The organism is Stenotrophomonas sp. FR010, assembly GCF_047520755.2.
Classification (GTDB): Bacteria; Pseudomonadota; Gammaproteobacteria; order Xanthomonadales; family Xanthomonadaceae; genus Stenotrophomonas; species Stenotrophomonas sepilia.
Window position 1 is genome coordinate 43,520 of sequence record NZ_JAXBQT020000007.1, and the last position, 25,785, is coordinate 69,304.

Genomic DNA, 25,785 nt, shown 5'->3' on the forward strand with positions numbered 1-25,785 from the left:
GGCACGATCAATGCGGCCAACCTGGACATCGCGCATCAGCGCCTGGCCAGCGGCCGGCACTGCCAAACCGTCAGACAGCGGCCACCCCTTCCAAAGAAGCGGCCCTTGCCCCGGCCGCCGTTTCGCGGCACGCTTCGCGCTTCCGTACGCAAGCGTATCGACCATGTCGCCAGCCAACGAAAGCGCCTATCCTCACCTGTTCGCCCCGCTGGACCTGGGCTTCACCCAGCTGCGCAATCGCGTCCTGATGGGTTCGATGCACACCGGCCTGGAAGATCGCGCCCGCGACTTCCCGCGGCTGGCGGCCTACTTCGCCAAGCGCGCCGAGGGCGGCGTCGGCCTGATCGTCACCGGCGGCTTCGCGCCCAATGTGGTCGGTTGGTTGAAGCCATTCGGTGGCAAGCTGTCCTGGCCCTGGGAAGTGCGGCCGCACCGCCAGCTCACCGCCGCCGCGCACCAGCACGGCGCGAAGATCTGCCTGCAGCTGCTGCATGCCGGCCGCTATGCCTACCACCCGTTGTCGGTGGCACCGTCGAAGCTGAAGGCACCGATCAACCCGTTCACCCCGCGCGCATTGTCGGCCAGCGGCGTAGAGCGCCATATCGCCGACTACGCTCGCAGTGCCAAGCTGGCCCGCGAGGCCGGCTACGACGGCGTGGAAGTGATGGGCTCGGAGGGCTACCTCATCAACGAGTTCATCGCCCCGCGCACCAACAAGCGCGCCGATGCCTGGGGCGGCGACGCGCGCCAGCGCATGCGCTTCGCGGTCGAGATCGTGCGCCGCATCCGCGAGGCCTGCGGCCCGGACTTCATCATCATCTACCGCCTGTCACTGGTGGATCTGGTCGACGACGGCAGCGACTGGGACGAGATCGTTCAGCAGGCGCAGGCGATCGAGGCGGCTGGCGCAACGATCATCAATTCCGGCATCGGCTGGCACGAAGCGCGCATTCCGACCATCGCCACCTCGGTGCCGCGCGCGGCCTTTGCCGGCGTCACCGCCAAGCTCAAGCCGCATGTGAAGGTACCGCTGGTGGCGACCAACCGCATCAACATGCCCGACGTTGCCGAACGCATCCTGGCCGGTGGCGGCGCCGACATGGTGTCGCTGGCACGCCCGCTGCTGGCCGACCCGCAGTGGCCGAACAAGGCCCGTGCCGGCCGCGCGGAGGCGATCAACACCTGCATCGCCTGCAACCAGGCCTGCCTGGACCACGTGTTCGAGAACAAGCTGGCCAGCTGCCTGGTCAATCCGCGCGCCGCCCACGAGACCGAGCTGGTCTATCGTCCCACGGCTACGCCGAAGAAGGTCGCGGTGGTCGGTGCCGGCCCCGCCGGCCTGGCCTGCGCCACAGTCGCTGCCCAGCGTGGCCACCAGGTCACCCTGTTCGATGCCAATGATGAGATCGGCGGCCAGTTCAACGTGGCCAAGCGCATCCCCGGCAAGGAAGAGTTCCACGAGACCCTGCGCTACTTCCGCCACGCGCTGCAGGAGACCGGCGTACAGCTGCGCCTGGGTACCCGCGTCGACGCTTCCCAACTGGCTGGCTTCGACGAGGTGGTGCTGGCCACCGGCATCACCCCGCGCAAGGTCGATTTCCCCGGTGCCGATCACGCCAAGGTGGTGAGCTACCTGGACGTGCTGCTGGGACGGGTCGAAGTGGGCGCCAATGCGGCGATCATCGGCGCCGGCGGCATCGGCTTCGATGTCGGCGAATTCCTCAGCCACGCCGGTGAATCCCCCTCGCTGGATCCGCAGCGCTGGATGGCCGAATGGGGCGTGGATGCCAGCTTCGAGGCACGCGGCTCGCTGGGCCAGCCCGAGGTCGAGCCGTCACCGCGGCGCTTGTGGCTGCTGCAGCGCAGCCCGGGCAAGCCGGGCGCGCGGCTGGGCAAGACCACCGGCTGGATCCATCGCGCCACGCTGAAGGCCAAGGGCGTGCGCATGCTCGGTGGCGTCGAGTACCTGGGGGTGGACGACGAGGGCCTGCGCATCCGCGTGGACGGCAGCGAACAGCTGCTGCCGGTCGACCATGTGGTGATCTGCGCCGGGCAGGAACCGAACCGCACGCTGCAGGCCGAACTGCAGGCGGCCGGCATCAACGCGCAGCTGATCGGTGGTGCCGACGTGGCCGCCGAACTCGATGCGAAACGCGCCATCGACCAGGGCAGCCGGGTCGCCGCCGCGCTCTGATGAGCGCCTGAATGGGTGACGGAATGTGATTTCCGTCACCCCGGTTGAACCTGAATGTCAAGCCGAGCGGTTCACGATGCGTTCGGCTATGCCCCCCTACCTTGCGCCATCTTTCCGCTCACCAGCCAGTTTCCGGTGAGCCGGCGCAGTCCCCACGATCGGTACTGATCGTTTCTTTTGGGGCCGCCCACGGGGCGGCCCCGATGGCCGCCTCCCCATGACGCCAAGTCGTCCCCCACCTCCTGTCGCCCCGCGGCCGGAACCGGAGGGTGCGGCCCATACGGAGCAAGGAGTTATATGAAACTGGCCTGGATTCTCTGGCTGTCGCAGTTGTTGCCTCAGCCGGCCGCTGATTCACTGTGTTTGAGCACCACCGTCTACCTGGAAGCCCGCGACCAGACCCTGCGCGGCCAGCAGGCTGTTGCCGAGGTCGCCCTGCGCCGTCTCGACAGTGGCCTGTGGGGCGACTCGATGTGCCAGGTGGTCACCGCGCGCAAGCAGTTCGCACCGACCATCGTCTCCCCCGGCACCCAGCTGGGCAATGACGCGGCGTGGAGCGAAGCGATGAACGTGGCCTTCGACGCCGAGCGCAACTGGGCGCTGCCGGCCGGCGAACGCCGCGAGATCGTGCCCGGTGCCAGCCACTTCGCCGCGCTGTCCATCGCCAGCCCGAACTGGCGCAACGCCTACCAGGTGGCGACCATCGGCGATCACACCTTCTACAAGGTGCAGAACCTCAAGCCGCGGCAATCGTAACGATCCGTGCTGGCGGCAGCGTTGCCGGCCGCCGCCGGGCTCTGGGATAGTGGGCGTTTCCCGCCCGCATCACCTGGAGTTCCCATGAAGCTGTACAGCAAGCCCGGTGCCTGTTCCACCGCCGACCACATCGCCCTGCAGTGGACCGGCCAGCCGTTCGAGGTTGAACTGCTGAACAAGGACACCCTGAAGGGTCCGGAATTCCTCAAGATCAATCCGGCCGGTGCGGTGCCCGCGCTGGTCGACGGCGACTTCGTGCTGCTGCAGAACGCCGCGATCATGGGCTATATCGCCGATCGCTTCCCGCAGGCCGGCCTCGGCGGTGACGGCAGCCCGCGCCAGCGCGCCGAAGCCACCCGCTGGCTGGCCTTCGTCAATTCCGACGTGCATCCGGCCTTCTCGCCGCTGTTCGCGCCGGGCAAGTTCATCGCCGACGAGAGCCAGTTCGATGCGATCCGCGCCGCCGCGCACAAGCGTCTGCGTGGCCTGTTCGAGACCGCTGACAGGCAGCTGGCCGACAAGCCGTGGCTGGCCGGCTTCCGCAGCTTCGCCGACCCGTACTTCTACATCACCCTGCGCTGGGCCGCCGGTACCAAGGTTGATCTGTCCGGCCTGGACAACCTGGCCGCCTACAAGGCACGCATGGACGCCGATGCCGGCGTGCAGGCCGCGCTGAAGGCCGAAGGCCTGGCCTGAGGATGACCCGGGGGTCAGGGCCGTTTGCGTGTCGAACGGATCTGACCCCGCTGGTTGCCAAACGCGGGGTCGGATCCGCCTGTACCGCAGGCGGCTCTGACCCCATCCGTTGCATCCTCACACTCAGCCGATCTGGCGGATCACTTCGCCCTTGGCATCGCGCAGATAGGTCGGCACCACGTCGATGCGCAGCGCCTCCGTCAACGGGTAGATGCCACGTTCGGCACGCACGCCGGCCAGGGCCCGCAGCCCCGCCTCGCTCAGCGCCCAGCGCGCGCTGTCCGCCGACAGTTCGCCCACGTCACCATGCCCGGCTGGAATGAACGCCCATTGCCGCTCGCGACTGACCAGTTCCAGCGACTTTCCGTGGCGCAGGCGCAGCGGTAGCAGTTCGCACACGCTGGCGACCTGGCCCGCGCCGAGCACCAGCGTGGTGACGCCCGCCTCCTGCCGCCAGTCCAACGTCTCGACGAACAGCATGCCGGTGCTGGAGCCCTCGCGCTCGCTGCCGGCCCTCACCCGTTCGGCCAATGCCGGATCTTCCAGCAGGTTGCCGCGATGCAGGTCGCTGATCCACAGCGGCATCGCCGGCTGCAGTGCCTGCAGCACGCCACGTGTCGACCAGCGCTTGACCGCCTCCATCTCCTCATCGGTCAGCCCGACCAGCTGCAGGAACTGCAGGTGGCCATTGGCGGTGTCGCGTGCCGGCAACTGCGGGTCGGCAATGAAGGCCAAGTGGCACAACCGCGTGTCGGTCTCCAGTGCGATCGGGCCGTTCGCATTCAGATGGTGGCCATCCTCGAACACGTTGCCGCTGCCGAACACATAGCGCGCCAGGTTCTGCAGCAGGTTCATCGGCCACACCGGCGGCGTGCTGTCGGCGTTCTCAGCGGCTTCGGCAGCAAGACGGAACGTCAGCTCGAAACCATAGCCGCTGGCGGCAGCATCACTGCTCTCCTTGGCATACAGCTCGGAGAAACCGTAGGTGATGTAGTGCCAATGCGGAACCGGCGCATCCGCCCAGTACACGCTGATGCCATCCAGCGGATCCTGGCCGCCGAGCGTGTAGGGAAGCGCGGTGCCGTAGTGTCGCGGCTCCTGCCCGGCATACAGCGGCGCCAGCGCCGCATTGATCGCGTCCCAGCCGGGGGTGTCGGTGTCATCGTGGTCGTCCTGCACGCGGGACTCCTTGTGGGAAAGTGAACCGATCACTTTACGCGGTGGCTCAGGCCTGCACGACCTCTTTGCCAGCGTTTACTACGGCGGACTGGGTTTCCTGCCACCAGCGCTGGGCCAGCGCCGGGCTGCGCGCCTTGCCCACCGCCGCCAGCAGTTCCGGGCACAGGCGTTCCAGCGCCAGCGCATCGGTGCAGCGTTCGATCTTCAACTGCATGAAGTAGCCCTTCAGCCCCAGATGGCGCCGCACCGCCTCGCTCATCGCGTCGTACAACTGCTGGTACAGCGCCGGGTCCTGTTCGCGGCCGGTGCTGATGCCACGCGCCGGAGCGGCCTCTACGCTCCCGCCGATCACCTCGATCAGTCCCTGTGCGGCCAGCTGCTCCAGTGCATCCGGAGGCGCGCGCAGGCCATCGAACAGGCCGCGCAGTTCGGTGTCATCGCGATGGCCATCGACCATCAGCAGGATTGAACGCAGTGCCGCCGGCAGGCGCCGGCCACGGTCTTCGATTTCCTGACGGCCAGCAGCCGTCTTGGCGTGCAGCAATGCCATTGCCCCCCTCCCTTGATGCGCCATGCCAGCGTGCCGTGTGCGGGCACGCCCCCCTTATTGCCATCCCCGGGCGGCGCGCGCGTTCCCCGGCGCGCACCGCGTGTTGCAGGTCGATGACAGGCCGAGCTTAGCGCAAGTGCCGCGGGTAGTGCCGTCCGCTGGCCGGCAACCTCGGGATTGATGGGGGGGGCCGGCCAGCGGCCGGCGCTACCGGATCAACGGCCCAGCGCGCGGCGAATCTCCTCCAGCGCGCTGGGGTCGTCCAGCGTCGACAGGTCGCCCGGGTCGCGCTGCTCGGCCAACGCCTGCAACGAGCGCCGCAGCAGCTTGCCCGAACGGGTCTTGGGCAGCGCATTGACCACGTGCACATGCGCCGGGCGCGCGACCGCACCAAGCGAAGTCGTCACCGTCGCCATCATCTCGGCCACCACCGGCGCCGGATCCTCGCCCTCAAGCCCCTGCTTGAGGGTGACGAACACCAGCGGCACCTGCCCCTTCAGCTCGTCCTTGACCCCGATCACGGCAGCCTCGGCCACGCGCGGGTGGCTGGAGATGGCCTCCTCGATCTCGCGCGTACCCAGACGATGCCCGGCCACGTTGATCACATCGTCGGTACGGCCGAGGATGAAGGTATAGCCATCGTCATCGCGGATCGCCCAGTCCAGCGAGCTGTACAGCAGTTCCTTGAAGTGGCTGAAGTAGCTCTGCAGGAATCGGTTGTCGTCGTTCCACACCGTGCTCATGCAACCCGGCGGCAAGGGCGGCGACACCACCAGCACGCCCTTCTGCCCCGGCGCCACTTCCTCGCCGGTGTTCTCGTCGATCACCTTCATCCGATAGCCGAGATTGGGGAAGCCCGGTGAACCGAAGCGCACCGGCTTCATCTCCAGGCCCGGCAGCAGGGTCAGTGCCGGCCAGCCGGTTTCGGTCTGCCAGTAGTTGTCGATGATCGGCTTGCCCAGCGCTTCGCTGATCCAGTGCGCGGTGGGTTCGTCCAGCGGCTCGCCGGCCAGGAACAGGTACTTCAGGGCGCTCAGGTCGTGGCGATGGATGAAGTCCGCGTCGTGCTTCTTCAGCACGCGGATGGCGGTGGGTGAGGAGAACATGGTGCGCACGTTGTACTGTTCGCACAGCGCCCACCAGATGCCCGGGTCCGGATTCGTCGGCAGCCCCTCGTACAGCAACGAGGTGCAGCCACCGATCAGCGGGCCGTACACGTTGTACGAGTGGCCCACCGCCCAGCCGACGTCGGAAGTGGAGAACATCACCTGGCCCGGCTTGCAGTCGAACACGGTCTCCATCGACTGCGCCATCGCCACCGCGTAACCACCGACATCGCGCTGCACGCCCTTCGGCTTGCCGGTGGTGCCGGAGGTGTACAGCAGGTAGCTCGGCTCGCTCGCTTCAAGCCACTGCACCGGCACATCGACTTCACCAACCTGTGCACGCAGCGCGGCGTAGTCCACGTCGCGACCCGGCACGCGGGGTTCGGCGGCATCCAGCCCACGCGAGACGATCAGCACGTGTGGCGGAGGCGACGCCGCTTCGGCGCAGGCCGCGTCGACCATCGGCTTGTACGGAATCAGCTTGCCACCGCGCATGCCGGCATCCGCTGCGATCAGCAACTTCGGCTTCGCATCGTCGATGCGCAGCGCCAGGTTGTGCGCGGCGAAGCCACCGAACACCACCGAGTGCACCGCACCGATGCGCGCGCAGGCCAGCATCGCGAACACGGCTTCGGCCATGTTCGGCATGTAGATCACCACGCGGTCACCGTGGCCGACGCCGAGATGCTTGAGCACGGCGGCGAAGTCGTTCACTTCGCGATACAGCTGGCGATAGGTGATCTCGCGGGTGCTGTTGGTTTCGGTGGAAATCGCAACCAGCGCGAGCTGGTCGGCGCGCGTTCCCAGGTGGCGGTCGACGGCGTTGTAGCAGAGATTGGTTTCACCACCGACGAACCAGCGCCGGAACGGCGGGTTGCTGTAATCGAGCACCTGCTGCGGCGGTTTGTGCCAATGGATGCGCTTGGCTTCCTCGCCCCAGAACGCCTCCGGCTCGTCGATCGAGCGACGGTAGGTTTCCTCGTAGTTCATGACGCAGCCCTCCCAGACAAAGTCATGGGTTCGAGGATAGTCCGGCGCTGGCGCGCGGGCCGCCCTACCTTGGTAGGGGGGTGGGTTTTTCATGCAGGGCTGCGCCCTGCACCTGCAGAGGCCGAAGCCGAAGCAACAGCAGAAGCTGGCTTACTTGGGGATGGCGGGGTGGGTCCGGTGGCGGGAGACGCCGTAAACCCGTCCGTGGGGGCTTGGCCGCGGCATCCATGCCGCGGACACTCCCGCCACCGGCCCCACCCCACCTTCGACAGATTCCGCGATCTGTCGGAACGGCATATTGTTCTGGTAGGTGTCGACCTCGGTCGACACGGTAGATCCACGCCATGCGTGGATGATTCATTCGATATCTGACAGAAAAATCGTGTCGACCAAGGTCGACACCTACCAACAGCTGCGCGGAACAACGGCCACCGTTACCAACAGCCGAGTGAACCTGTCGAAGGTGGGGCGGTGTCGGAGTGCGGGGTGTCAGCCGCATGGATGCGGCTGCCAAGCCTACACGGACGTACTTGCGGCGGCCCCGCACTCCGACACCGTCCCGCCAACCCACGGATAGCCCGCCTTTGATGTTTGACGTTGCTCCGGTTCGTAGCAGGTGCAGGGCTGCAAGCCCTGCCGACCCCCTAGAACGGAGCCGCGGACTCGAACGCGAGCGCCTCGCCCGTCAGCGGATGCGTGAACCGCAGGCTGCGCGCATGCAGGTGCACGCGCTGCGCCGGTGCCGCGTCATACAGCACGTCGCCAACAATCGGATGGCCAATACTGGCCATGTGCAACCGCAGCTGATGGCTGCGGCCGGTGATCGGTTCCAGCTCCACGCGGGTACGCTGCGCTTCCACATCACGCGCCATTACGCGCCAGCGCGTCAGCGCCGGCTTGCCGCGTTCGTGATCGACCGTCTGCTTCGGCCGGTTCGGCCAGTCCACAATCAGCGGCAGATCCACGTCGCCGGCATCGCCTTCAAGCAGTCCCTCCACGATCGCTTCATAGCGCTTGCCAACCCGGCGCTGCTCGAACTGCATCGACAACGCCGCCTGCATGTCCTTGCCACGCGCATGCAGCAGCAGCCCGGAAGTCACCTGGTCCAGGCGGTGCACGGTCAACGCATCCGGGTACAGCGACTGCAGGCGCGCGACGACGCAGTCCTGGTTCTCGGCGCTGCGGCCGGGCACGGACAGCAGGCCGGCGGGCTTTTCAGCCACCAGCAGCGCGTCGTCGATGTAGTGCAGGTGGATCATGCGGTTCCAGGAATTCCAAATGAAAACGGGGAAGCCGAAGCCTCCCCGTTTTCTGCGTACCGACCGGAGCCGGTACCGCCTGCATCAGCCCAGCAGGTGGGCGACGCCGGCGCGCTCTTCTTCCAGCTCGGCCAGGGTCTTGTCGATGTACTTCTGGCTGAAGTCGTCGATCGGCAGATCCTTGACCAGGGTGTACTTGCCGTTCTCGGTGGTCACCGCGAAACCGAAGATCACGCCTTCCGGAATGCCGTAGGAACCGTCGGACGGCACGCCCATGGTGACCCACTTGCCGTTGCTGCCCAGCACCCAGTCACGCACGTGGTCGATGGCGGCATTGGCGGCCGAAGCGGCCGAGGACGAGCCACGGGCTTCGATGATCGCCGCGCCGCGCTTGCCGACGGTCGGGATGAACGTGTTGGCGTTCCACTCCTGGTCGTTGATCGCATCGGCGATCGAGGCGCCGTCGGCGGTGGCGAAACGGTAGTCCGGGTACATGGTCGGGCTGTGGTTGCCCCACACCACCAGCTTCTCCATGCCACCGACCGGCTTGCCCAGCTTGGCCGACAGCTGGCTCAGCGCGCGGTTGTGGTCCAGGCGCAGCATGGCGGTGAAGTTCTCCGGCTTCAGGTCCGGAGCCGACTTCATCGCGATGTAGGCATTGGTGTTGGCCGGGTTGCCGACCACCAGCACCTTCACGTCACGGCTGGCGACCTTGTTCAGCGCGGCGCCCTGGGCGGTGAAGATCTTGGCGTTCTCCAGCAGCAGGTCCTTGCGCTCCATGCCCGGGCCACGCGGACGTGCGCCGACCAGCAGGGCGATGTCGGCGTCCTTGAACGCGACTTCGGCGTCATCGGTGCCAACCATGCCGGCCAGCAGCGGGAACGCGCAGTCTTCCAGCTCCATCATCACGCCCTTCAGGGCGGCCTGGGCCTTGTCGACCGGCAGTTCCAGCAGCTGCAGGATGACCGGCTGGTCCTTGCCCAGCATTTCGCCGGAGGCGATGCGGAACAGCAGGGCATAACCGATCTGGCCGGCGGCGCCGGTCACGGCAACACGAACGGGTGCTTTCATGGGGGTTTCCTCTTGCTTGCAAGCGTTTGATGGGGCGCCGCGGGCATGGCCACGCAGGCCGGGCGGGCGGCGGGGAACAGGGAAACGGCCACCCGTGGGTGGCCGTTTCGAAAGGGGGTCAGGCGGCGAGGTGCTTGTTCCACTCCGCGACGCGCTCGGCCTGGGCGGCCAGCACGGCGTCGACGTCGCCTTCCAGGGTGATCGAATGGATCACGTCGCCCTGCTTGACCGAATCGACGATGGCCTGGCCTTCCAGGACCTTGCCGAAGACGGTGTGGCGGCCGTCCAGCCAATCGGTCTTGATGTGGGTGATGAAGAACTGGCTGCCGTTGGTGTTCGGGCCGGCGTTGGCCATCGACAGCGAGCCGACCTCGTGCTTCACGCCATTCTTCTCGTCTTCGAACTTGTAGCCCGGGCCGCCGGTGCCACGGCCCTGCGGGCAGCCGCCCTGGATCATGAAGTCGGCGATCACGCGATGGAAGATCAGGCCGTCATAGAAGCCGTGCTTGACCAGGTTCACGAAGTTGGCCACGGTCAGTGGCGCCTTGTCGGCGAACAGCTCGACCTTGATCGGGCCCTGGGTGGTGTCGAAAGTGGCGATGAGGGACATGAAGATCCTTGGTGCAAAGGGGAATGCGTCTAGCCACCTAGTTTACACCTGCCTCGTGGCGGCGGTGCCTTCGACCATCGGTGGAGCCCCCGCCTTCAGCCAGGGGAAGGTGAGCCGAGGGGCCGTCCTGGCGACCTCGGCCGAAGCGGTGGACAGCCAGCTGAATGGGCCGTTTGGCCGGCGTGAAATCCACCTTTTCGCGAATCGTCAAGTTCGACGTATAATGTTGGACTTCTTTTTCCAAATCCGGCGCCGACTGGCCCCCTTTCGTATGTCCATCGAAAATCTTCGCAACATCGCCATCGTCGCCCACGTCGACCATGGCAAGACCACCCTGGTCGACCAGCTGCTGAAGCAGTCCGGCACCCTGTCCGAGCGCACCGTCCTCGCCGAGCGCGTGATGGACAGCAACGACCAGGAAAAGGAACGCGGCATCACCATCCTGGCCAAGAACACCGCCATCACCTGGGAAGACAAGAAGACCGGCATCAAGAACCGGATCAACATCGTCGACACCCCCGGCCACGCCGACTTCGGCGGTGAGGTCGAGCGCGTGCTGTCGATGGTCGACACCGTGCTGATCCTGGTCGATGCGATGGACGGCCCGATGCCGCAGACCCGCTTCGTGACCCAGAAGGCCTTCGCGATGGGCTTCAAGCCGATCGTCGTGGTCAACAAGGTCGACCGTCCGGGCGCCCGTCCGGAGTGGGTGATCGACCAGGTCTTCGACCTGTTCGACAAGCTCGGTGCCACCAACGAGCAGCTGGACTTCCCGATCGTCTACGCCTCGGGCCTGAACGGCTACGCGGGCCTGGAAGACACCGTGCGCGACGGCGACATGACCCCGCTGTACGAAGCGATCATGCAGCACGCGCCGAAGCCGGAAGTGGACCCGGAAGGCCCGTTCCAGATGCGCATCAGCCAGCTGGACTACAACAACTTCGTGGGCGTGATCGGCATTGGCCGCATCCAGCGCGGCACCCTGAAGAAGAACATGCAGGTCGCGGTCATCGACCGTGAAGGCAAGAAGCGCAACGGCAAGGTGCTGCAGGTGCTGGGCTTCATGGGCCTGGAGCGCATCGAGCAGGATTCGGCCGAGGCCGGCGACATCGTGGCCATCTCCGGCATCCAGGAGCTGACCATCTCCGACACCATCTGCGCACCGGACTTCCCGGAAGCCCTGCCTGCGCTGACCGTCGACGAGCCGACCATCTCGATGACCTTCCAGGTGAACAATTCGCCGTTCGCCGGCAACAAGGACCTGTCCGGTGGCAAGTTCCTGACCAGCCGCCAGATCAAGGACCGCCTGGACCGTGAAAAGGTCCACAACGTGGCCCTGAAGGTCGAGCAGCTGGAAGACGCCGACAAGTTCCTGGTCTCGGGCCGTGGCGAACTGCACCTGTCGGTGCTGATCGAGAACATGCGCCGCGAAGGCTACGAGCTGGCCGTGTCGCGCCCGGAAGTGATCATCAAGGAAATCGACGGCCAGCTGATGGAGCCGATCGAGCAGCTGGTGGTGGACATCGAAGAAGTCCACCAGGGCGGCGTGATGGAAAAGCTGGGCACCCGCAAGGGCCAGTTGAAGAACATGGAATCGGACGGCAAGGGCCGCGTGCGCCTGGAGTACCAGATCCCGGCGCGTGGCCTGATCGGCTTCCAGAACGAGTTCAAGACCCTGACCCAGGGTTCGGGCCTGCTGTTCCATGTGTTCGACCACTACGGCCCGAAGGAACAGGGCGCCATCGCCAAGCGCATCAACGGCGTGATGATCGCCAATGCGCCGGGCGTCACCCCGGCCTACTCGCTGGGCCCGCTGCAGGAACGCGGCAAGCTCTTCGCTGCCGAAGGCGACAACGTGTATGAAGGTCAGCTGGTCGGCATCCACTCCAAGGACAACGACCTGACCGTCAACGCGATCAAGACCAAGCCGCTGACCAACATGCGCGCTTCCGGCAAGGACGATGCGATCCAGCTGACCCCGGCGATCAAGTACTCGCTGGAACAGGCCCTGGACTTCATCGAAGACGACGAGCTGGTCGAGATCACCCCGAAGGAGATCCGCCTGCGCAAGAAGTTCCTGACCGAGAGCGACCGCAAGAAGGCTTCGCGCGGCGGCTGAGCCAGCACCCCGTGAACCAGAGCGGCTACAACCCGGATCCACACCGGCATCCGGGTCTGCACGTCATCGCCCTGCTCGAAGCGAGCAAGGCGATGCTGGCGCTGTTGGCCGCCACCGGGCTGGAAGTGCTCGGACCGCAGCCGCTTCGGCACGGCATCATGGTCCTGATCCGGCGTTTCAGCCTGGATCCGGACCATGGCACCCTGCCCTCGCTGCTGCATATGATCAGCCCCGACGCGGTCCACCTGGCCGCGGCAGGGATGATCGGCTACGGCCTGCTGCACCTGGTCGAAGCCTGGGGCCTGTGGCGGGCCAAGGCCTGGGCCTCCTGGCTGGGCTGCCTGACTGCCTCGCTGTACCTGCCCTTCGACATCTTCGCGATCATCCGCCACCCCGGCTGGCCGTCGTGGACGATCCTGGCGATCAACCTGATCGTGGTCTACGTTCTCGCCCGCGACCTGCGCAAGCGCCACCGCTGAGCACCGGCTACACTGGGGATTGGAGCCGACCAAGCCGCCCCATGCGCCCGTCCTTGCCGCCTCTGCTGACCTGCCTGCTCGCCGCGCTGCCTGCGCTGCTTTCGGCTGGCTGCAGCCCGGCCACGCCCAGCGCGCATGCGGCCGAACCTGCGAGCCGCAACGTGCCGTTCCCGTACGCTGAAACCGATGTTGCCGACCTGCAGGCGCGGATGACCGCCGGTGAACTGGACAGCACCACCCTGACCCAGGCCTACCTGCAGCGCATCGCCGCCTTGGATCGGGCCGGCCCCCGCCTGCGCGCGGTGATCGAGCTCAACCCCGATGCCCTGAAGGAAGCCGCGGCGCGCGACCGCGAGCGCCGCGATGGACGCCTGCGTGGCCCGCTGCACGGCATCCCGGTACTGCTGAAGGACAACATCAACGCGGCGCCGATGGCCACCAGTGCCGGCTCTCTGGCCCTGCAGGGGTTCCGCCCTGACGATGCGTATCTGGTGCGGCGCCTGCGCGAGGCCGGGGCCGTGGTGCTGGGCAAGACCAATCTCAGCGAATGGGCCAATTTCCGCGGCAACGATTCGGTGTCCGGCTGGAGCGCGCGCGGCGGCCAGACCCGCAATCCCTATCGCCTCAGCCACTCGCCTTGCGGCTCCAGCAGCGGCAGCGCGGTAGCGGTCGCCGCCAACCTGGCCAGCGTGGCGATCGGCACCGAAACCGACGGCAGCATCGTCTGCCCTGCGGCGATCAATGGCATCGTCGGCCTCAAGCCGACCGTCGGCCTGGTCAGCCGCGATGGCATCATCCCGATTTCCTTCAGCCAGGATACTGCGGGGCCGATGACACGCAGCGTCGCCGACGCTGCGGCCGTACTGACCGCAATTGCCGGCCGCGATGATGCCGACCCGGCCACCGCAACCATGCCCGGCCGTGCGGTGTACGACTACACCGCGCGGCTGGATCCGCAGGGACTGCGTGGCAAGCGCATCGGCCTGCTGCAGACGCCGCTGCTGAAATACCGCGGCATGCCGCCACTGATCGAACACGCCGCCACCGAGCTGCGTCGGGCCGGCGCCGTCGTGGTGCCGGTGGAGCTGCCCAACCAGGGCGCCTGGGCCGACGCCGAACGCAAGGTACTGCTGTACGAGTTCAAGGCCGGGCTGGAGCGTTACTTCAGCACCCACCGCGCTCCCCTGCACAGCCTGGCCGAATTGATCGCCTTCAACCGGGCGCACAGCAAGCAGGAACTGGGCCTGTTCGGCCAGGAACTGCTGGTGGAAGCTGACGCTACCGCTGGCTTGGCCGACCCCGCCTATATCCGCGCACGCAGCGATGCGCGCCGGTTGGCGGGCCCGGAAGGCATCGATGCCGCCCTCGCCGCCCACCAGCTCGACGCCCTGGTCGCGCCGACCACCGGCGTGGCGTGGCCGATCCGCAGCGAAGGCGACGACTTCCCCGGCGAGAGCTACAGTGCCGCCGCCGTCGCCGGCTATCCCAGCCTCAGCGTGCCGATGGGCCAGATCGATGGCCTGCCGGTCGGCCTGCTGTTCATGGGCACCGCCTGGAGCGAACCGAAGCTGATCGAAATGGCGTACGCCTACGAACAGCGCACCCGCGCGCGGCGGCCACCGCACATCGGCACCGACACGCTGATCGACGCCGGCGAGCCTTGATCCGGTAGTGCCGGCCGCTGGCCGGCGCTACCGTTCGGGTTCCGGCTCCATCGGCACGATTGCCGCCTCACCGTCTTCAGCCCCCGGCGAACGCACATCTGCAGTACGTGCGCGTGGACCACGCGGCATGTCCAGCTCGTCAGCATGCTGCAGCCGCGCACGCAGCTGCGGCAGCGACTGCGGATGCTCACGTGCGAGGAAATCGAGCATGCGCTCGCGTACCAGGCAACGCAGGTCGAACGCGTCGCCAGAGCTGCGCGCACTCACCAGCAGGCGCACCTGGATCGCACGCTCGCTGGTTTCGGTCACCTGGGTCACGCAGACCCGGCCATCCCACAATGCCTCACCCCGGCAGATGCGCTCCAGCTCAGCGCGGATCGCCGCGATCGGGGCACGATAGTCCAGCCACAGAAACGCCGTACCAAGCAGATCGGCGCTGCGCCGGGTCCAGTTCTGGAAGGGGTTCTCGATGAACCAGGTCAGCGGCACCACCATCCTCCGCTCGTCCCAGATGCGTACCACCACGTAGCTGCTGCCGATCTCCTCGATGCGTCCCCACTCGCCCTCGACGATCACCACATCGTCCAGCCGGATCGGCTGGGTCACTGCAATCTGCAGGCCAGCGATCAGGTTGCCGAACACCGGCTTTGCGGCGATACCGGCCACCAGGCCGATGAGGCCCGCCGAGGCCAGCAGCGCGGTGCCGATCTTCTGCACCATGGGGAAGGTCAGCAGCACCAGCGAAGTGCCCAGCACGATGATGCCGCCCATCAGCACACGGCTGAGCACCCGCGTCTGGGTCTGGATGCGGCGCGCTTCCAGATTATCGGAGACATCGATGGGATGGCTGCGCAGGATGGCCCGCTCACCCGCTGCCACTGCGCGTACCAGCAACCAGATGAAGCAGGCGGTCAGTGCGATATGCAGCACCCGTTGCAGGTTGCCCAGAAGGGGATCCTGCAGCGGCGTGGCCTGCAATGCAGGGATCAACAGCAGCAGCGGCCACGCGGTGGCCATTGGCAGCCCGAGCACACGCCCGATGCGCGCGCGCCGCCGATCACGCCCTTTCAGCCGATGGTAGATCCACAGGATCAGCCACGCGCCGATACCGCCCACCAATGCGGCCAAACCCAACGGCCATGCGTAGGCCTGTGCGCTCTGCCAGTGCACCGTTGCCACCTCCAGTCGGACAAGCAAGTGGACAGCCTCGCGCATGGCGCATGAGCGTCACGTCAGTCGTTTGTAAGGAGGGTGTTGGTCGGCAGGGCTTGTAGCCCTGCACCTGCCCAGAAGCCGAAGCAACAGCAACGGCAACAGCAACAGCCGAAGCAGAAGCGGGTTTGCTGTGGGATGGCGGGGTGGGTCCGGTTGCGGGGGGCGCTGCAAGTACCCCTCCGGGGCCCGGCCCAGCCGCTGGCGGCTGTGCGTTCGGGCGCTTGCGAAGCAGTGCTTCGCAAGCAAAGCGCCCTCACCCATGTAAGCTCGGTCGACGCATCCATGCGGCTCACGCCCCCGCAACCGCCCCCCCCCCCCGCCTACGACAGATCTCCGCGATCTGCAGTAGATCCACGCCATGCGTGGATGAATCTCCATCGGAATCGAATATTTCGAATTGGATTCCAAAAGCATCCACGCATGGCGTGGATCTACCGTGCCGACCAAGGTCGACACCTACCAGCAGCCGAGTGAACCTGTCGAAGGTGGGGCGGTGTCGGGGTGCGGGGTGTCAGCCGCATGGATGCGGCTGCCAAGCCTACAAGGACGTACTTGCGGCGTCCCCGCACTCCGACACCGTCCCGCCAACCCACGGATAGCCCGCTTTTGACGTTGACGTTGACGTTGCTCTGGCTCGTAGCAGGTGCAGGGCTGCAAGCCCTGCCGAAAAATCCTTACCGCACTTGCTCCTGCTTGCGCACGATCGCCATCGCGATCTCCAGCGACTGCTCGTAGTTCAACCGCGGGTCCACCGTCGAACGATACGCACGCTCCAGGTCGCGCTCGGTCAGTTCGCGCGCGCCGCCGATGCACTCGGTCACGTCCTCGCCGGTCAGTTCCAGGTGCACACCGCCCAGGCGCGTACCGGCGGCGGCATGCAGGTCGAACGACATCTCCACCTCGCCACGCACGTTGTCGAAGCGGCGTGTCTTGAAACCGTTGGCGGTGCTTTCGGTATTGCCATGCATCGCATCGCACACCCACAGCACGCGGCGACCATCACGCTTGACCGCGTCCAGCAGCGGCGGCAGTTTCTCTGCGATCTGCGTTGCGCCCATCCGGTGGATGAAGCTCAGGCGGCCCGGCTCGTCATGTGGGTTGAGCACATCGATCAGGCGCAGCAGCTGGTCCGGCGTCACCGACGGGCCCACCTTGATCGCAATCGGATTGCGCACGCCACGCAGGTACTCCACGTGCGCGCCATCGAGCGCGGCCGTGCGCATGCCGATCCACGGGTAATGCGTGCTCAGGTTCAACCAGCCCTGCTGGCGCGGCACCTGGCGGGTCAACGCCTGCTCGTAGGGCAGCAGCAGGGCTTCGTGCGACGTGTAGAAGTCGATGCGGTTGAGGTTGTGCACGCGGGCCCCGGCCAGGGTCTCCATGAAGTGCACCGCATCGCCGATCGAGGCCACCATCTTCTGGTACTCGGCCGCCAGCGGCGAGTGGCTTACCCACTCCAGATTCCAGTATTCGGGGTGGTGCAGGTCGGCGAAACCGCCGTCGATCAGCGCACGCACGAAGTTCATCGTCATCGCCGAATGCGCGTGGGCCTGCAGCATCCGCTTCGGGTCCGGCAGGCGCGCCGCTTCGGTGAACGCCGGTGCGTTGATCACATCACCGCGGTAGCTGGGCAGGGTCACGCCGTCGCGGGTCTCGGTGTCGGCCGAGCGCGGCTTGGCGTACTGGCCGGCGAAGCGGCCCACGCGGATCACCGGCTGGCGCAGGCCGTGCACCAGCACCAGGCTCATCTGCAGCAGTACCTTCAGGCGGTTGGAGATGGTGCCCGATTCGCAGTCGCTGAAGTTCTCGGCGCAGTCGCCGCCCTGCAGCAGGAAGCGCTTGCCTTCCTGGGCCTCGGCCAGCTGCTGCTTCAACGCCAGGATCTCCCACGAGGTGACCAGCGGCGGCAGCCGCTTCAGCTCGTGCAGAGCGGCGTCCAATGCCACCGGGTCCGGGTAGGTCGGCATCTGCAGCGCGGTCTTGCCACGCCAGCTCTCCGGCGACCAGGCAGCGCCAGCGGTGGTCGCGGCGGGATCGGACGCGGGTGGAACGGCGGACAGGCTCATTGCAGACTTCCGGGGTGGGGGGCGGTCATGGTCGCAGAGCCAGCCGCTGACGCAAAGGCCCACACCCACCGCCCCAGCCACCTGAACGGCAGGGAAAGGCCAGCGCCGGCAGCCAGATCCAGCATGGTCAGCCGCACGGGACAGGCGCATGATTTGTTACGGAGTAACACTTCCACGTCATGGACCGGCCCCTTCCACGCCCAGCCGCCCCCTCTCTCACCATGAAGCTCTCACCCCTCGCTACCGGCATTGCCTTCGCCCTGGCCTTGGCCAGCCTGCCCGCCTTCGCCGCAACGACCGACGACACCTCTTCCTCCGTCAAGGATCTGGACGCAGTCACCGTCCACGCCCAGCTCGACCAGGCCCGCAACGCGCTGTCGCCGGACATCGGCAGCAGCCAGTACCAGATCACCGCCGAGGACATCCAGAAGCAGCCGCTGGGTGCCTCCGCGCCGCTCAGCCAGGTACTGCTGCAGGCCCCGGGCGTGGTCCAGGATTCCTATGGCGGCGTGCACGTGCGCGGCGACCACGCCAATCTGCAGTACCGCATCAATGGCGTGCTGTTGCCCGAATCGATCTCCGGCTTCGGCCAGACACTGGATGCCCGCACCATCAAGAGCATCCGCCTGATGGATGGCGCGCTGCCGGCGCAGTTCGGCGAGCGCACCGCTGCAGTGGTCGACATCACCACCCGCAATGGCGCCGAGCTCGGCAATGGCGGCAGCGCCGGTCTGACCGCAGGCTCGTTCGGCAAGATCAATCCGAATGCCTCGTGGTGGGGCAACCAGGGGCGATGGAGCTGGTTCCTTACTGGCAACTACGACCAGAACGAGGTTGGTCTGGAGAACCCGACCCGCTCGCGCAAGCCGCTGCACGACGACACCCACCAAGGCAAAGCGTTCGCTGACCTCACCTACCTGGTCAACGAGAACACGCGCCTGAGCGTGTTCGCCGGCTTCGCCAACAATCGCTTCCAGATCCCGGTCAACCCCGGGCAGACCCCGCAGTTCGGTTACCTGGACACCACCACCTTCGACTCCAGCCAGCTGGATGAAACCCAGCGCGAGACCACCCGCTTCGGCATGCTGGTGCTGCAGGGCGCGCTGGGCAGCACCGCCTACCAGCTGTCAGCCGGGCAGCGCTACAGCGATGTGGCGTTCAACCCGGATGTCATCGGCGACCTGGTATTCAGTGGCGTCGCCTCGCAGGTGCAGCGCAGCAACCGCGCCAACACGCTGCAGGCCGATTTCTCCACCCCGCTGGGCAGCGACCACACGCTGCGCTATGGCCTGTACGGCAATTACGAGAACGCGCGTGCGAACAACAGCAGCTGGGTGTTTCCGGTCGATGACGCCGGCCAGCAATCCAGCACCACGCCGCTGCTGATACCTGACCACAGTGCCTTCCATGCCAGCACGCAGGCGTTGTACGTGCAGGATGAATGGAAGATCGGCGACGACTGGACCGTCAACTACGGCCTGCGCGGAGATCGCTACAAGGCCTTTGGCCACACCGAGGGCCAGCTCAGCCCCCGCGTGGGCGTGGCCTGGAATGCCAGCGACAGCACCACCGTGCATGCCGGCTATTCGCGTTACTTCACGCCACCGGCCAGTGAGCTGATCGCCAGCAGCGACATCGCGCTGTACGACGGCACCACCAACCAGCAACCCAGCGGCGGCAACAACACGCCACTGGCCGAGCGCAGCGACTACTACGACATCGGCGTGTCGCAGCAGGTGGGCGAACACCTGACCCTGGGCCTGGATGCCTATGACCGACGCGTCGCGCGCCTGCAGGACGAAGGCCAGTTCGGTGCCGCCTACATCTACTCGACGTTCAACTACCGCCGCGGCCATATCCATGGCCTGGAGTTCAGTGCCGACTACAGCGACGGTCCGTTCAGCGCCTACGTCAACGCGGCGTACAACAAGGCCATCGGCACCCAGGTCATCACCAGCCAGTACAACCTCGATCCGGACGCGCTGGCCTATGTGGCCAACTATTGGATCCACCTCGACCACGACCAGAAGCTGACCTCATCGGGTGGCTTCAGCTACGCCTTTGCCGGACACAACCGGGTCGGCGCCAACTACGTGTTCGGTAGCGGCCTGCGTTCGGACATCGAGGGCGTGCCCAACGGCGGCGAGCTGCCGTCCTACCTGCAGGTGAACCTCAGCGCCGGGCATGACTTCAATGCCGGCAGCGGCCATCCGCTGCATGTGCAGCTGGCGGTCATCAATGCATTGGACCGCAGCTACCAACTGCGCGATGGCGGTGGCGTCGGCGTGTTCGCCCCGCAGTGGGGACCGCGCCGTGGCGCCTACCTGAGCCTGCAGCAGGATTTCTGAGGACGCCAGGGTGCCTGGGGTCGGACCCCTTTCCGCAGGAGAGGGCTCCGACCCCGCCTTAGTTCAGCGCTTGACCTTGCGCAGCGACACCACCAACGCCCACAGCGCCAGCAGCACGAACCACACGCCCGACCACATCGGCATGGTCAGGCCCAGGAACGTCCAGTCGATATTGCCGCAGTTGCCGGTACCGGTCAGCACCGTGCGGAATACTTCCAGCGGCCCCATGGTCTCGCGCAGGAAGCTCAGCGGCGGGCCGCAGGTCGCACCCATCTCCGGTGGCAGCATCTGCACGTAGACGTGGCGCGCAGCGATGCCTACGCCGACCGCGGCGGCAATGAAGGCAAGCACGCCGTAGGTTGCCCGGCCAGGACGGTTGGAGGGCCCGTGCAGTGCACCGATCAGGAACAGCAGGCCCAGCGCGGCGAACGCCAGCCGCTGGAAGATGCACAGCGGGCACGGCTCCAGGCCCATCTTCAGCTGCAGGAAGATCGCGTAGCCCAGCAGGCCCGCGCAGATCAGGAAGCCCAGGAAGAACTGGGCGCGGAAGGGCCAGCGCAGTGGATTCATCGTCAACGCTCGAATGGATCAAGGCGCCAAGCGTAACCGAGAGTGCATGCCATTCGAACCGCCACAGGTGACGCCTGTCGGAACGGTGCGGGTCAGATCCCGCAGAAACGCAAAAGCCCGGCAGAGGCCGGGCTTTCGCTGTGTCGCGTTGGAGCGGTCCGATTACTCGGCCACTTCCTCGGCCACGACCGGACGGTCAACCAGCTCGACGTAGGCCATCGGCGCGTTGTCGCCAGCGCGGAAGCCACACTTCAGCAGGCGCAGGTAGCCGCCCGGACGGTTCGCGTAGCGCGGGCCCAGGATGGTGAACAGGTTGCCCACGGCTTCGTTGTCGCGCAGGCGAGCGAAAGCCAGACGGCGGTTGGCGACGGAGTCGACCTTGGCCAGGGTGATCAGCGGCTCGGCAACGCGGCGCAGTTCCTTGGCCTTCGGCAGGGTGGTCTTGATCAGCTCGTGCTTGAACAGCGAGGCGGCCATGTTCTTGAACATCGCTTCGCGGTGGGCGCTGGTGCGGCTGAACTTACGGCCAGACTTCTGGTGACGCATGGTGATATTCCTTGGTTAATGATGAGGCTGTGCGGATCGTTGTCGCCATCCTGGCGTTGCTGCGCGGACTGCGGATGGTCCTGGCCGCCCGTCCTGGACGACCTGCCCGCGAACCTGGGGTTCGTCGTGGCATGTTGTGTTGCGTTGAAGGCCCCACCGCGAACGGTGGAGCCTTCAGGCATTGCCGATATCAGCCCAGCATGCCGTGGCTGGCGACGCCGGCCGGCGGCCAGTTCTCCAGCTTCATGCCGAGCGACAGGCCGCGCTGAGCCAGCACTTCCTTGATCTCGGTGAGCGACTTCTTGCCCAGGTTCGGGGTCTTCAGCAGCTCCACTTCGGTCTTCTGGATCAGATCGCCGATGTAGTAGATGCTTTCAGCCTTCAGGCAGTTGGCCGAACGCACGGTCAGCTCCAGATCGTCGATCGGGCGCAGCAGCACCGGATCCACGCCGTTGTTGGCCGGCTTGGCCGCACCGCGGTCGCGGTGGGTGAAGTCACCGAACACCGACAGCTGGTCGCTGAGGATGTCGGCGGCGGTGCGCACGGCTTCCTCGGCATCGATGGTGCCGTTGGTCTCGATATCGATGACCAGCTTGTCCAGGTCGGTGCGCTGTTCGACACGCGCCGCTTCCACGGCATAGGCGACACGGCGGACCGGCGAGAACGAGGCATCCAGGACCAGGCGGCCGATGGCACGGGTTTCTTCGTCCGGACGACGACGCGCGGCAGCCGGCTGGTAGCCGAAACCACGTTCGATCTTCAGACGCATGTTGATTGCCGTGTCCTTGGTCAGGTGGCAGATCACATGGTCGCCGTTCAGGATCTCCACATTGTGGTCGACCTTGATGTCGGCAGCGGTGACAACGCCCGGGCCCTGCTTGGACAGGGACAGGGTGGCGCTGTCGCCGGAGTGCATACGGATGGCCACATCCTTCAGGTTGAGCAGGACTTCGAGCACGTCCTCCTGCAGACCTTCGACCGTGGTGTACTCATGCAACACGCCGTCGATTTCGACTTCCGTGATGGCGAAGCCCGGGATGGACGACAGCAGCACGCGACGCAGGGCGTTGCCCAGCGTATGCCCGTAACCCCGCTCCAAAGGTTCGATAACGACCTTTGCACGGGTGTCGGTAAGGCGTTCGATCTGCGGACCGCGAGGACGCAGAACCTGGTTGGCGGTAACCGTCATGTTGCGGGTTCTCCTAGTGAACCCCCGGCCGTCGCCGGGGGCTCTCCAATGTGAATTACTTCGAATACAGCTCGACGATCAGCGCTTCGTTGATGTCCGCAGGCAGATCCGAACGATCCGGAACAGCCTTGAAGATGCCGGTGAACTTGCCGGAATCCACTTCAACCCACGACGGGCTCAGGTCATGCTGGGCGGCGACGGTCAGGGCTTCCTGGACGCGCAGCTGCTTGGCAGCCTTTTCGGACAGAGCGATGGCGTCGCCAGCCTTGACCTGGTACGAAGCCAGGTTGACCGACTTGCCATTCACGGTGACGCCGCGGTGCGACACCAGCTGACGGGCAGCCGGACGGGTCACGGCGAAGCCCATGCGGTAGACGACGTTGTCCAGGCGGGTTTCCAGCAGCTGCAGCAGGTTCTCGCCGGTGTTGCCCTTCTTGGTCGAGGCCTTCTTGTAGTAGTTGCGGAACTGACGCTCCAGCAGGCCGTAGATACGCTTGACCTTCTGCTTTTCACGCAGCTGGGTGGCGTAGTCGGACAGCTTGCCCTTGCGGGCAGTGGCGCCGTGCTGGCCGGGCTTCTGCTCCAGCTTGCACTTGGAGTCCAGCGCACGCGCCGGGCTCTTCAGGGACAGGTCGGCGCCTTCGCGGCGGGCGAGCTTACAGGTAGGACCGATATAACGAGCCATTTCTTATCGCTCCCTTTAGACGCGACGCTTCTTCGGCGGACGGCACCCGTTGTGCGGGATGGGCGTCACGTCGATGATGTTGGTGATCTTGTAGCCGACGTTGTTCAGCGAACGCACGGCCGACTCACGGCCCGGACCCGGGCCCTTGATGCGGACTTCCAGCGACTTCACGCCGTAGTCCAGCGCAGCACGACCGGCCTTTTCAGCAGCCACCTGGGCAGCGAACGGGGTCGACTTGCGCGAACCGCGGAAGCCAGCGCCACCGGAGGTCGCCCACGACAGAGCGTTGCCCTGGCGGTCGGTGATGGTGACGATGGTGTTGTTGAACGAAGCGTGGACGTGGGCAACGCCGTCGGTGACGACGCGCTTGATCTTCTTCTTGGTCTTAGCAGCGGGCTTAGCCATTTCTCAGTCCCTTACTTCTTGATCGCCTTGCGCGGACCCTTGCGGGTGCGGGCGTTGGTACGGGTGCGCTGGCCACGCAGCGGGAGGCCACGACGGTGACGCAGGCCGCGGTAGCAGCCCAGGTCCATCAGGCGCTTGATCGCGATGCCGATCTCACGGCGCAGATCGCCTTCCACGATGTACTTGCCGACTTCGGCGCGCAGGCGCTCGATTTCCGGCTCCGACAGATCGCGGATCTTGGTGGTCGAAGCAACGCCTGCGACTTCGCAGACCTTCTTCGAACGGGTACGGCCGATGCCGTAAATGCTTTGCAACCCGACCCAGACGTGCTTCTGGGCTGGCAGGTTGACGCCTGCAATACGCGCCATGACGCGGTTCTCCAGCTGAGTGATGGCCGACAGCGCGCCTCGGGCACGCCAATCCGGCAGGATGGATCAAAAAAGTGAACTAGCGATACTAACAAGGTTCCGGTTTACATGGAAGCCCGTGAAACCATTGGTTTCATGAACCCGGCCTGGGGAGTGTGCCCAGGCTCCGGCGCCGGATGGGGTTGGACCTGGGGTTTCCCCCGGGGCCGCCCGCGCTACTCCAGCGCGGGACCACCTCATCACACCCCCACCCGGAACCGCTGCGGGGGCCGCCCTTCGTTTGTGTGGCCGGAATCCGCGAAGCGGAGGGACCATCACGTCAGGAAGACGAAAGTATAACAGGCCTATCAGCCGCGGGCAAAACCGCCGCGGTTGCCGCCCTTCAGGTTGGCCTTCTTCAGCAGGCTCTCGTACTGGTGGGACATCAGGTGTGCCTGCACCTGGGCGATGAAGTCCATCACCACCACCACCACGATCAGCAGCGACGTGCCACCGAAGTAGAACGAGGCATTCAGCTGCGTGCGCATCAGTTCCGGCAGCAGGCAGACGATCACCAGGTAGGCCGAGCCGGCCGCGGTCAGGCGGGTCAGCACGCCGTCGATGTAGTCGGCGGTGGCCTTGCCCGGACGGATGCCCGGAATCAAAGCGCCCGACTTCTTCAGGTTGTCGGCGGTTTCCTGCGAATTGAACACCAGCGCGGTATAGAAGAACGCGAAACCGGTGATCAGCGCAGCGAACACGATCATGTGCAGCGGCTCGCCCGGGCCCAGGGCATTGGCGACCTTCTGCAGGACCTGACCGAAGCTGCTCTGGTTGGCAGCCTGGCCGGACCACATGGCCAGGGTGGCCGGGAAGGCCAGCAGGCTCGAGGCAAAGATCGCCGGGATGACGCCGGCCATGTTGAGCTTCAGCGGCAGGAACGAGGTCTGGTTCATGTACGCGTTGCGACCGCCCTGGCGGCGCGCGTAATTGACCGTGATCCGGCGCTGGCCGCGCTCCACGAACACCACGAAGAAGGTGAAAGCGAGCACGACGATAGCGATCAGCAGCAGCTGGATGAACTGGATGTTGCCGTCGCGGTAGGCGTCGAAGGTGTGGATGACCGCACCCGGCAGGCCGGCGACGATACCGGCGAAGATGATCAGCGACACGCCGTTGCCGATACCGCGTTCGGTGACCTGCTCACCGACCCACATCAGGAACATGGTGCCGGCAGTCAGTGCGACCACCGCGGTGAGCACGAAGCCCATGCCGGGGGCGTACACGACCGGAGCGCCCGACGGCGAAACCTGCCCCTGCAGGGCCAGCGCGATCGAACCGCCCTGCACCACTGCCAGCAGCACGGCGCCGATGCGCGAATACTGGGTGATCTTGCGGCGGCCGGACTCACCTTCCTTCTGCATCGCCTTCAGGGCGGGGAAGATGTGTACGGCCAGCTGCATCACGATCGATGCCGAGATGTACGGCATCACGTTCAGCGCAAAGATGCTGAAACGGTGCAGGGCGCCGCCCGAGAACATGTTGAACATGTCCACGATGCCGCCGCCCTGCTGTTGCATCATGGCAAGCATGGCATCGGGATTGACGCCCGGCACCGGCACGTAGCAGCCGATGCGATAGACGATCAAAGCCCCGACGACGAACAGCAAACGTTGGCGAAGTTCAGTGAACTTGCCCATTCCGCCCGCGAGGTTACCGATGCCAGCTTGCGCCATGATTT

The 25,785-nt window shown here is 66.0% G+C and carries 22 protein-coding genes; 7 read left to right on the forward strand and 15 right to left on the reverse strand.

What is annotated here, in order from left to right; genetic code table 11:
* The first annotated feature begins 163 nt into the window (after positions 1 to 163).
* From ACM0PK_RS08200 to ACM0PK_RS08210, 3 genes are all read left to right on the forward strand, one after another.
* Positions 164 to 2,194, forward strand: coding sequence for an NADPH-dependent 2,4-dienoyl-CoA reductase (locus ACM0PK_RS08200; protein WP_414607171.1), 2,031 nt, complete (start codon positions 164 to 166; stop codon positions 2,192 to 2,194).
* A gap of 297 nt (positions 2,195 to 2,491) precedes the next feature.
* Entirely contained in the window at positions 2,492 to 2,950 is a 459-nt protein-coding gene (locus ACM0PK_RS08205) for a cell wall hydrolase (RefSeq protein WP_004154513.1), read from the forward strand.
* An 84-nt stretch (positions 2,951 to 3,034) separates the two neighbouring features.
* A complete protein-coding gene (locus ACM0PK_RS08210) occupies positions 3,035 to 3,646 on the forward strand; it encodes a glutathione S-transferase N-terminal domain-containing protein (protein ID WP_019659563.1) in 612 nt (203 codons plus the stop codon).
* A gap of 123 nt (positions 3,647 to 3,769) precedes the next feature.
* On the opposite strand, the gene ACM0PK_RS08215 is transcribed toward ACM0PK_RS08210, so the two are convergent.
* From ACM0PK_RS08215 to ACM0PK_RS08240, 6 genes are all read right to left on the reverse strand, one after another.
* On the reverse strand, positions 3,770 to 4,825 hold the full coding sequence (locus tag ACM0PK_RS08215) for a suppressor of fused domain protein (protein WP_061480596.1): 1,056 nt from the start codon (positions 4,823 to 4,825) through the stop codon (positions 3,770 to 3,772).
* Positions 4,826 to 4,871: 46 nt separating this feature from the next.
* Positions 4,872 to 5,375, reverse strand: a complete 504-nt coding sequence (locus tag ACM0PK_RS08220) for a hypothetical protein (protein WP_005415431.1) — start codon at positions 5,373 to 5,375, stop codon at positions 4,872 to 4,874.
* Between the two features lie 215 nt (positions 5,376 to 5,590).
* A complete protein-coding gene (prpE, locus tag ACM0PK_RS08225; protein ID WP_111200632.1) occupies positions 5,591 to 7,471 on the reverse strand; it encodes a propionate--CoA ligase in 1,881 nt (626 codons plus the stop codon).
* Positions 7,472 to 8,115: 644 nt separating this feature from the next.
* Positions 8,116 to 8,730: an RluA family pseudouridine synthase gene (locus tag ACM0PK_RS08230; RefSeq protein WP_088496498.1), complete on the reverse strand. Its 615-nt coding sequence runs from the start codon at positions 8,728 to 8,730 to the stop codon at positions 8,116 to 8,118.
* A gap of 84 nt (positions 8,731 to 8,814) precedes the next feature.
* A complete protein-coding gene (locus ACM0PK_RS08235; RefSeq protein ID WP_005415428.1) occupies positions 8,815 to 9,801 on the reverse strand; it encodes a malate dehydrogenase in 987 nt (328 codons plus the stop codon).
* Positions 9,802 to 9,919: 118 nt separating this feature from the next.
* The gene (locus ACM0PK_RS08240; protein WP_004153629.1) at positions 9,920 to 10,411 is read right to left on the reverse strand and encodes a peptidylprolyl isomerase; all 492 of its coding nucleotides are present in this window, start codon (positions 10,409 to 10,411) and stop codon (positions 9,920 to 9,922) included.
* A 271-nt stretch (positions 10,412 to 10,682) separates the two neighbouring features.
* Between ACM0PK_RS08240 and typA the strand changes: the two genes are divergently transcribed.
* The 3 genes from typA to ACM0PK_RS08255 are packed head-to-tail and all read left to right on the forward strand — an operon-like array spanning position 10,683 to position 14,673.
* Positions 10,683 to 12,530 carry a translational GTPase TypA gene (gene typA / locus ACM0PK_RS08245; protein WP_061480552.1) on the forward strand — a complete coding sequence of 616 codons (1,848 nt, stop codon included), beginning with the start codon at positions 10,683 to 10,685 and terminating at the stop codon, positions 12,528 to 12,530.
* Positions 12,531 to 12,541: 11 nt separating this feature from the next.
* Positions 12,542 to 13,009 (forward strand): DUF2127 domain-containing protein, encoded by a 468-nt coding sequence (locus ACM0PK_RS08250; protein WP_005415426.1) that lies wholly within the window; start codon positions 12,542 to 12,544, stop codon positions 13,007 to 13,009.
* 41 nt (positions 13,010 to 13,050) lie between these two features.
* A complete protein-coding gene (locus ACM0PK_RS08255; RefSeq protein WP_414607170.1) occupies positions 13,051 to 14,673 on the forward strand; it encodes an amidase in 1,623 nt (540 codons plus the stop codon).
* Positions 14,674 to 14,700: 27 nt separating this feature from the next.
* Here the strand turns inward: ACM0PK_RS08255 and ACM0PK_RS08260 are convergent, their stop codons facing one another.
* Both ACM0PK_RS08260 and ACM0PK_RS08265 read right to left on the reverse strand, forming a co-directional pair.
* Positions 14,701 to 15,888, reverse strand: a complete 1,188-nt coding sequence (locus ACM0PK_RS08260; protein WP_194433967.1) for a mechanosensitive ion channel family protein — start codon at positions 15,886 to 15,888, stop codon at positions 14,701 to 14,703.
* Between the two features lie 674 nt (positions 15,889 to 16,562).
* A complete protein-coding gene (locus ACM0PK_RS08265) occupies positions 16,563 to 17,954 on the reverse strand; it encodes a class II 3-deoxy-7-phosphoheptulonate synthase (RefSeq protein ID WP_072169160.1) in 1,392 nt (463 codons plus the stop codon).
* Positions 17,955 to 18,175: 221 nt separating this feature from the next.
* On the opposite strand from ACM0PK_RS08265, the gene ACM0PK_RS08270 reads away from it, so the two are divergent.
* Positions 18,176 to 20,302: a TonB-dependent receptor gene (locus tag ACM0PK_RS08270; RefSeq protein WP_414607169.1), complete on the forward strand. Its 2,127-nt coding sequence runs from the start codon at positions 18,176 to 18,178 to the stop codon at positions 20,300 to 20,302.
* Positions 20,303 to 20,365: 63 nt separating this feature from the next.
* Here the strand turns inward: ACM0PK_RS08270 and ACM0PK_RS08275 are convergent, their stop codons facing one another.
* From ACM0PK_RS08275 to secY, 7 genes are all read right to left on the reverse strand, one after another.
* Entirely contained in the window at positions 20,366 to 20,872 is a 507-nt protein-coding gene (locus ACM0PK_RS08275; RefSeq protein ID WP_005415421.1) for a disulfide bond formation protein B, read from the reverse strand.
* Positions 20,873 to 21,034: 162 nt separating this feature from the next.
* Positions 21,035 to 21,418, reverse strand: coding sequence for a 50S ribosomal protein L17 (gene rplQ / locus ACM0PK_RS08280; RefSeq protein WP_005408217.1), 384 nt, complete (start codon positions 21,416 to 21,418; stop codon positions 21,035 to 21,037).
* A gap of 190 nt (positions 21,419 to 21,608) precedes the next feature.
* Entirely contained in the window at positions 21,609 to 22,607 is a 999-nt protein-coding gene (locus ACM0PK_RS08285) for a DNA-directed RNA polymerase subunit alpha (RefSeq protein WP_005408216.1), read from the reverse strand.
* 55 nt (positions 22,608 to 22,662) lie between these two features.
* Positions 22,663 to 23,292, reverse strand: a complete 630-nt coding sequence (rpsD, locus tag ACM0PK_RS08290) for a 30S ribosomal protein S4 (RefSeq protein ID WP_004145446.1) — start codon at positions 23,290 to 23,292, stop codon at positions 22,663 to 22,665.
* Between the two features lie 15 nt (positions 23,293 to 23,307).
* The gene (gene rpsK, locus ACM0PK_RS08295) at positions 23,308 to 23,697 is read right to left on the reverse strand and encodes a 30S ribosomal protein S11 (protein WP_004145443.1); all 390 of its coding nucleotides are present in this window, start codon (positions 23,695 to 23,697) and stop codon (positions 23,308 to 23,310) included.
* Positions 23,698 to 23,708: 11 nt separating this feature from the next.
* Positions 23,709 to 24,065, reverse strand: coding sequence for a 30S ribosomal protein S13 (gene rpsM, locus ACM0PK_RS08300; protein WP_004154500.1), 357 nt, complete (start codon positions 24,063 to 24,065; stop codon positions 23,709 to 23,711).
* 347 nt (positions 24,066 to 24,412) lie between these two features.
* Positions 24,413 to 25,780, reverse strand: a complete 1,368-nt coding sequence (secY, locus tag ACM0PK_RS08305) for a preprotein translocase subunit SecY (RefSeq protein ID WP_005415420.1) — start codon at positions 25,778 to 25,780, stop codon at positions 24,413 to 24,415.
* Positions 25,781 to 25,785: the final 5 nt, after the last annotated feature.

What these genes read in the sequence shown, in the direction of transcription:
- secY (WP_005415420.1), bottom strand. Translation starts at nt 25,780, where the DNA reads ATGGCGCAAGCTGGCATCGGTAACCTCGCGGGCGGAATGGGCAAGTTC.
- ACM0PK_RS08205 (WP_004154513.1), top strand. Translation starts at nt 2,492, where the DNA reads ATGAAACTGGCCTGGATTCTCTGGCTGTCGCAGTTGTTGCCTCAGCCG.
- rplQ (WP_005408217.1), bottom strand. Translation starts at nt 21,418, where the DNA reads ATGCGTCACCAGAAGTCTGGCCGTAAGTTCAGCCGCACCAGCGCCCAC.
- ACM0PK_RS08285 (WP_005408216.1), bottom strand. Translation starts at nt 22,607, where the DNA reads ATGACGGTTACCGCCAACCAGGTTCTGCGTCCTCGCGGTCCGCAGATC.
- ACM0PK_RS08210 (WP_019659563.1), top strand. Translation starts at nt 3,035, where the DNA reads ATGAAGCTGTACAGCAAGCCCGGTGCCTGTTCCACCGCCGACCACATC.
- ACM0PK_RS08255 (WP_414607170.1), top strand. Translation starts at nt 13,051, where the DNA reads ATGCGCCCGTCCTTGCCGCCTCTGCTGACCTGCCTGCTCGCCGCGCTG.
- ACM0PK_RS08235 (WP_005415428.1), bottom strand. Translation starts at nt 9,801, where the DNA reads ATGAAAGCACCCGTTCGTGTTGCCGTGACCGGCGCCGCCGGCCAGATC.
- ACM0PK_RS08270 (WP_414607169.1), top strand. Translation starts at nt 18,176, where the DNA reads ATGAAGCTCTCACCCCTCGCTACCGGCATTGCCTTCGCCCTGGCCTTG.
- rpsK (WP_004145443.1), bottom strand. Translation starts at nt 23,697, where the DNA reads ATGGCTAAGCCCGCTGCTAAGACCAAGAAGAAGATCAAGCGCGTCGTC.
- ACM0PK_RS08275 (WP_005415421.1), bottom strand. Translation starts at nt 20,872, where the DNA reads ATGAATCCACTGCGCTGGCCCTTCCGCGCCCAGTTCTTCCTGGGCTTC.
- rpsM (WP_004154500.1), bottom strand. Translation starts at nt 24,065, where the DNA reads ATGGCGCGTATTGCAGGCGTCAACCTGCCAGCCCAGAAGCACGTCTGG.
- ACM0PK_RS08265 (WP_072169160.1), bottom strand. Translation starts at nt 17,954, where the DNA reads ATGAGCCTGTCCGCCGTTCCACCCGCGTCCGATCCCGCCGCGACCACC.
- ACM0PK_RS08240 (WP_004153629.1), bottom strand. Translation starts at nt 10,411, where the DNA reads ATGTCCCTCATCGCCACTTTCGACACCACCCAGGGCCCGATCAAGGTC.
- ACM0PK_RS08200 (WP_414607171.1), top strand. Translation starts at nt 164, where the DNA reads ATGTCGCCAGCCAACGAAAGCGCCTATCCTCACCTGTTCGCCCCGCTG.
- ACM0PK_RS08260 (WP_194433967.1), bottom strand. Translation starts at nt 15,888, where the DNA reads ATGCGCGAGGCTGTCCACTTGCTTGTCCGACTGGAGGTGGCAACGGTG.
- prpE (WP_111200632.1), bottom strand. Translation starts at nt 7,471, where the DNA reads ATGAACTACGAGGAAACCTACCGTCGCTCGATCGACGAGCCGGAGGCG.
- ACM0PK_RS08220 (WP_005415431.1), bottom strand. Translation starts at nt 5,375, where the DNA reads ATGGCATTGCTGCACGCCAAGACGGCTGCTGGCCGTCAGGAAATCGAA.
- rpsD (WP_004145446.1), bottom strand. Translation starts at nt 23,292, where the DNA reads ATGGCTCGTTATATCGGTCCTACCTGTAAGCTCGCCCGCCGCGAAGGC.
- typA (WP_061480552.1), top strand. Translation starts at nt 10,683, where the DNA reads ATGTCCATCGAAAATCTTCGCAACATCGCCATCGTCGCCCACGTCGAC.
- ACM0PK_RS08230 (WP_088496498.1), bottom strand. Translation starts at nt 8,730, where the DNA reads ATGATCCACCTGCACTACATCGACGACGCGCTGCTGGTGGCTGAAAAG.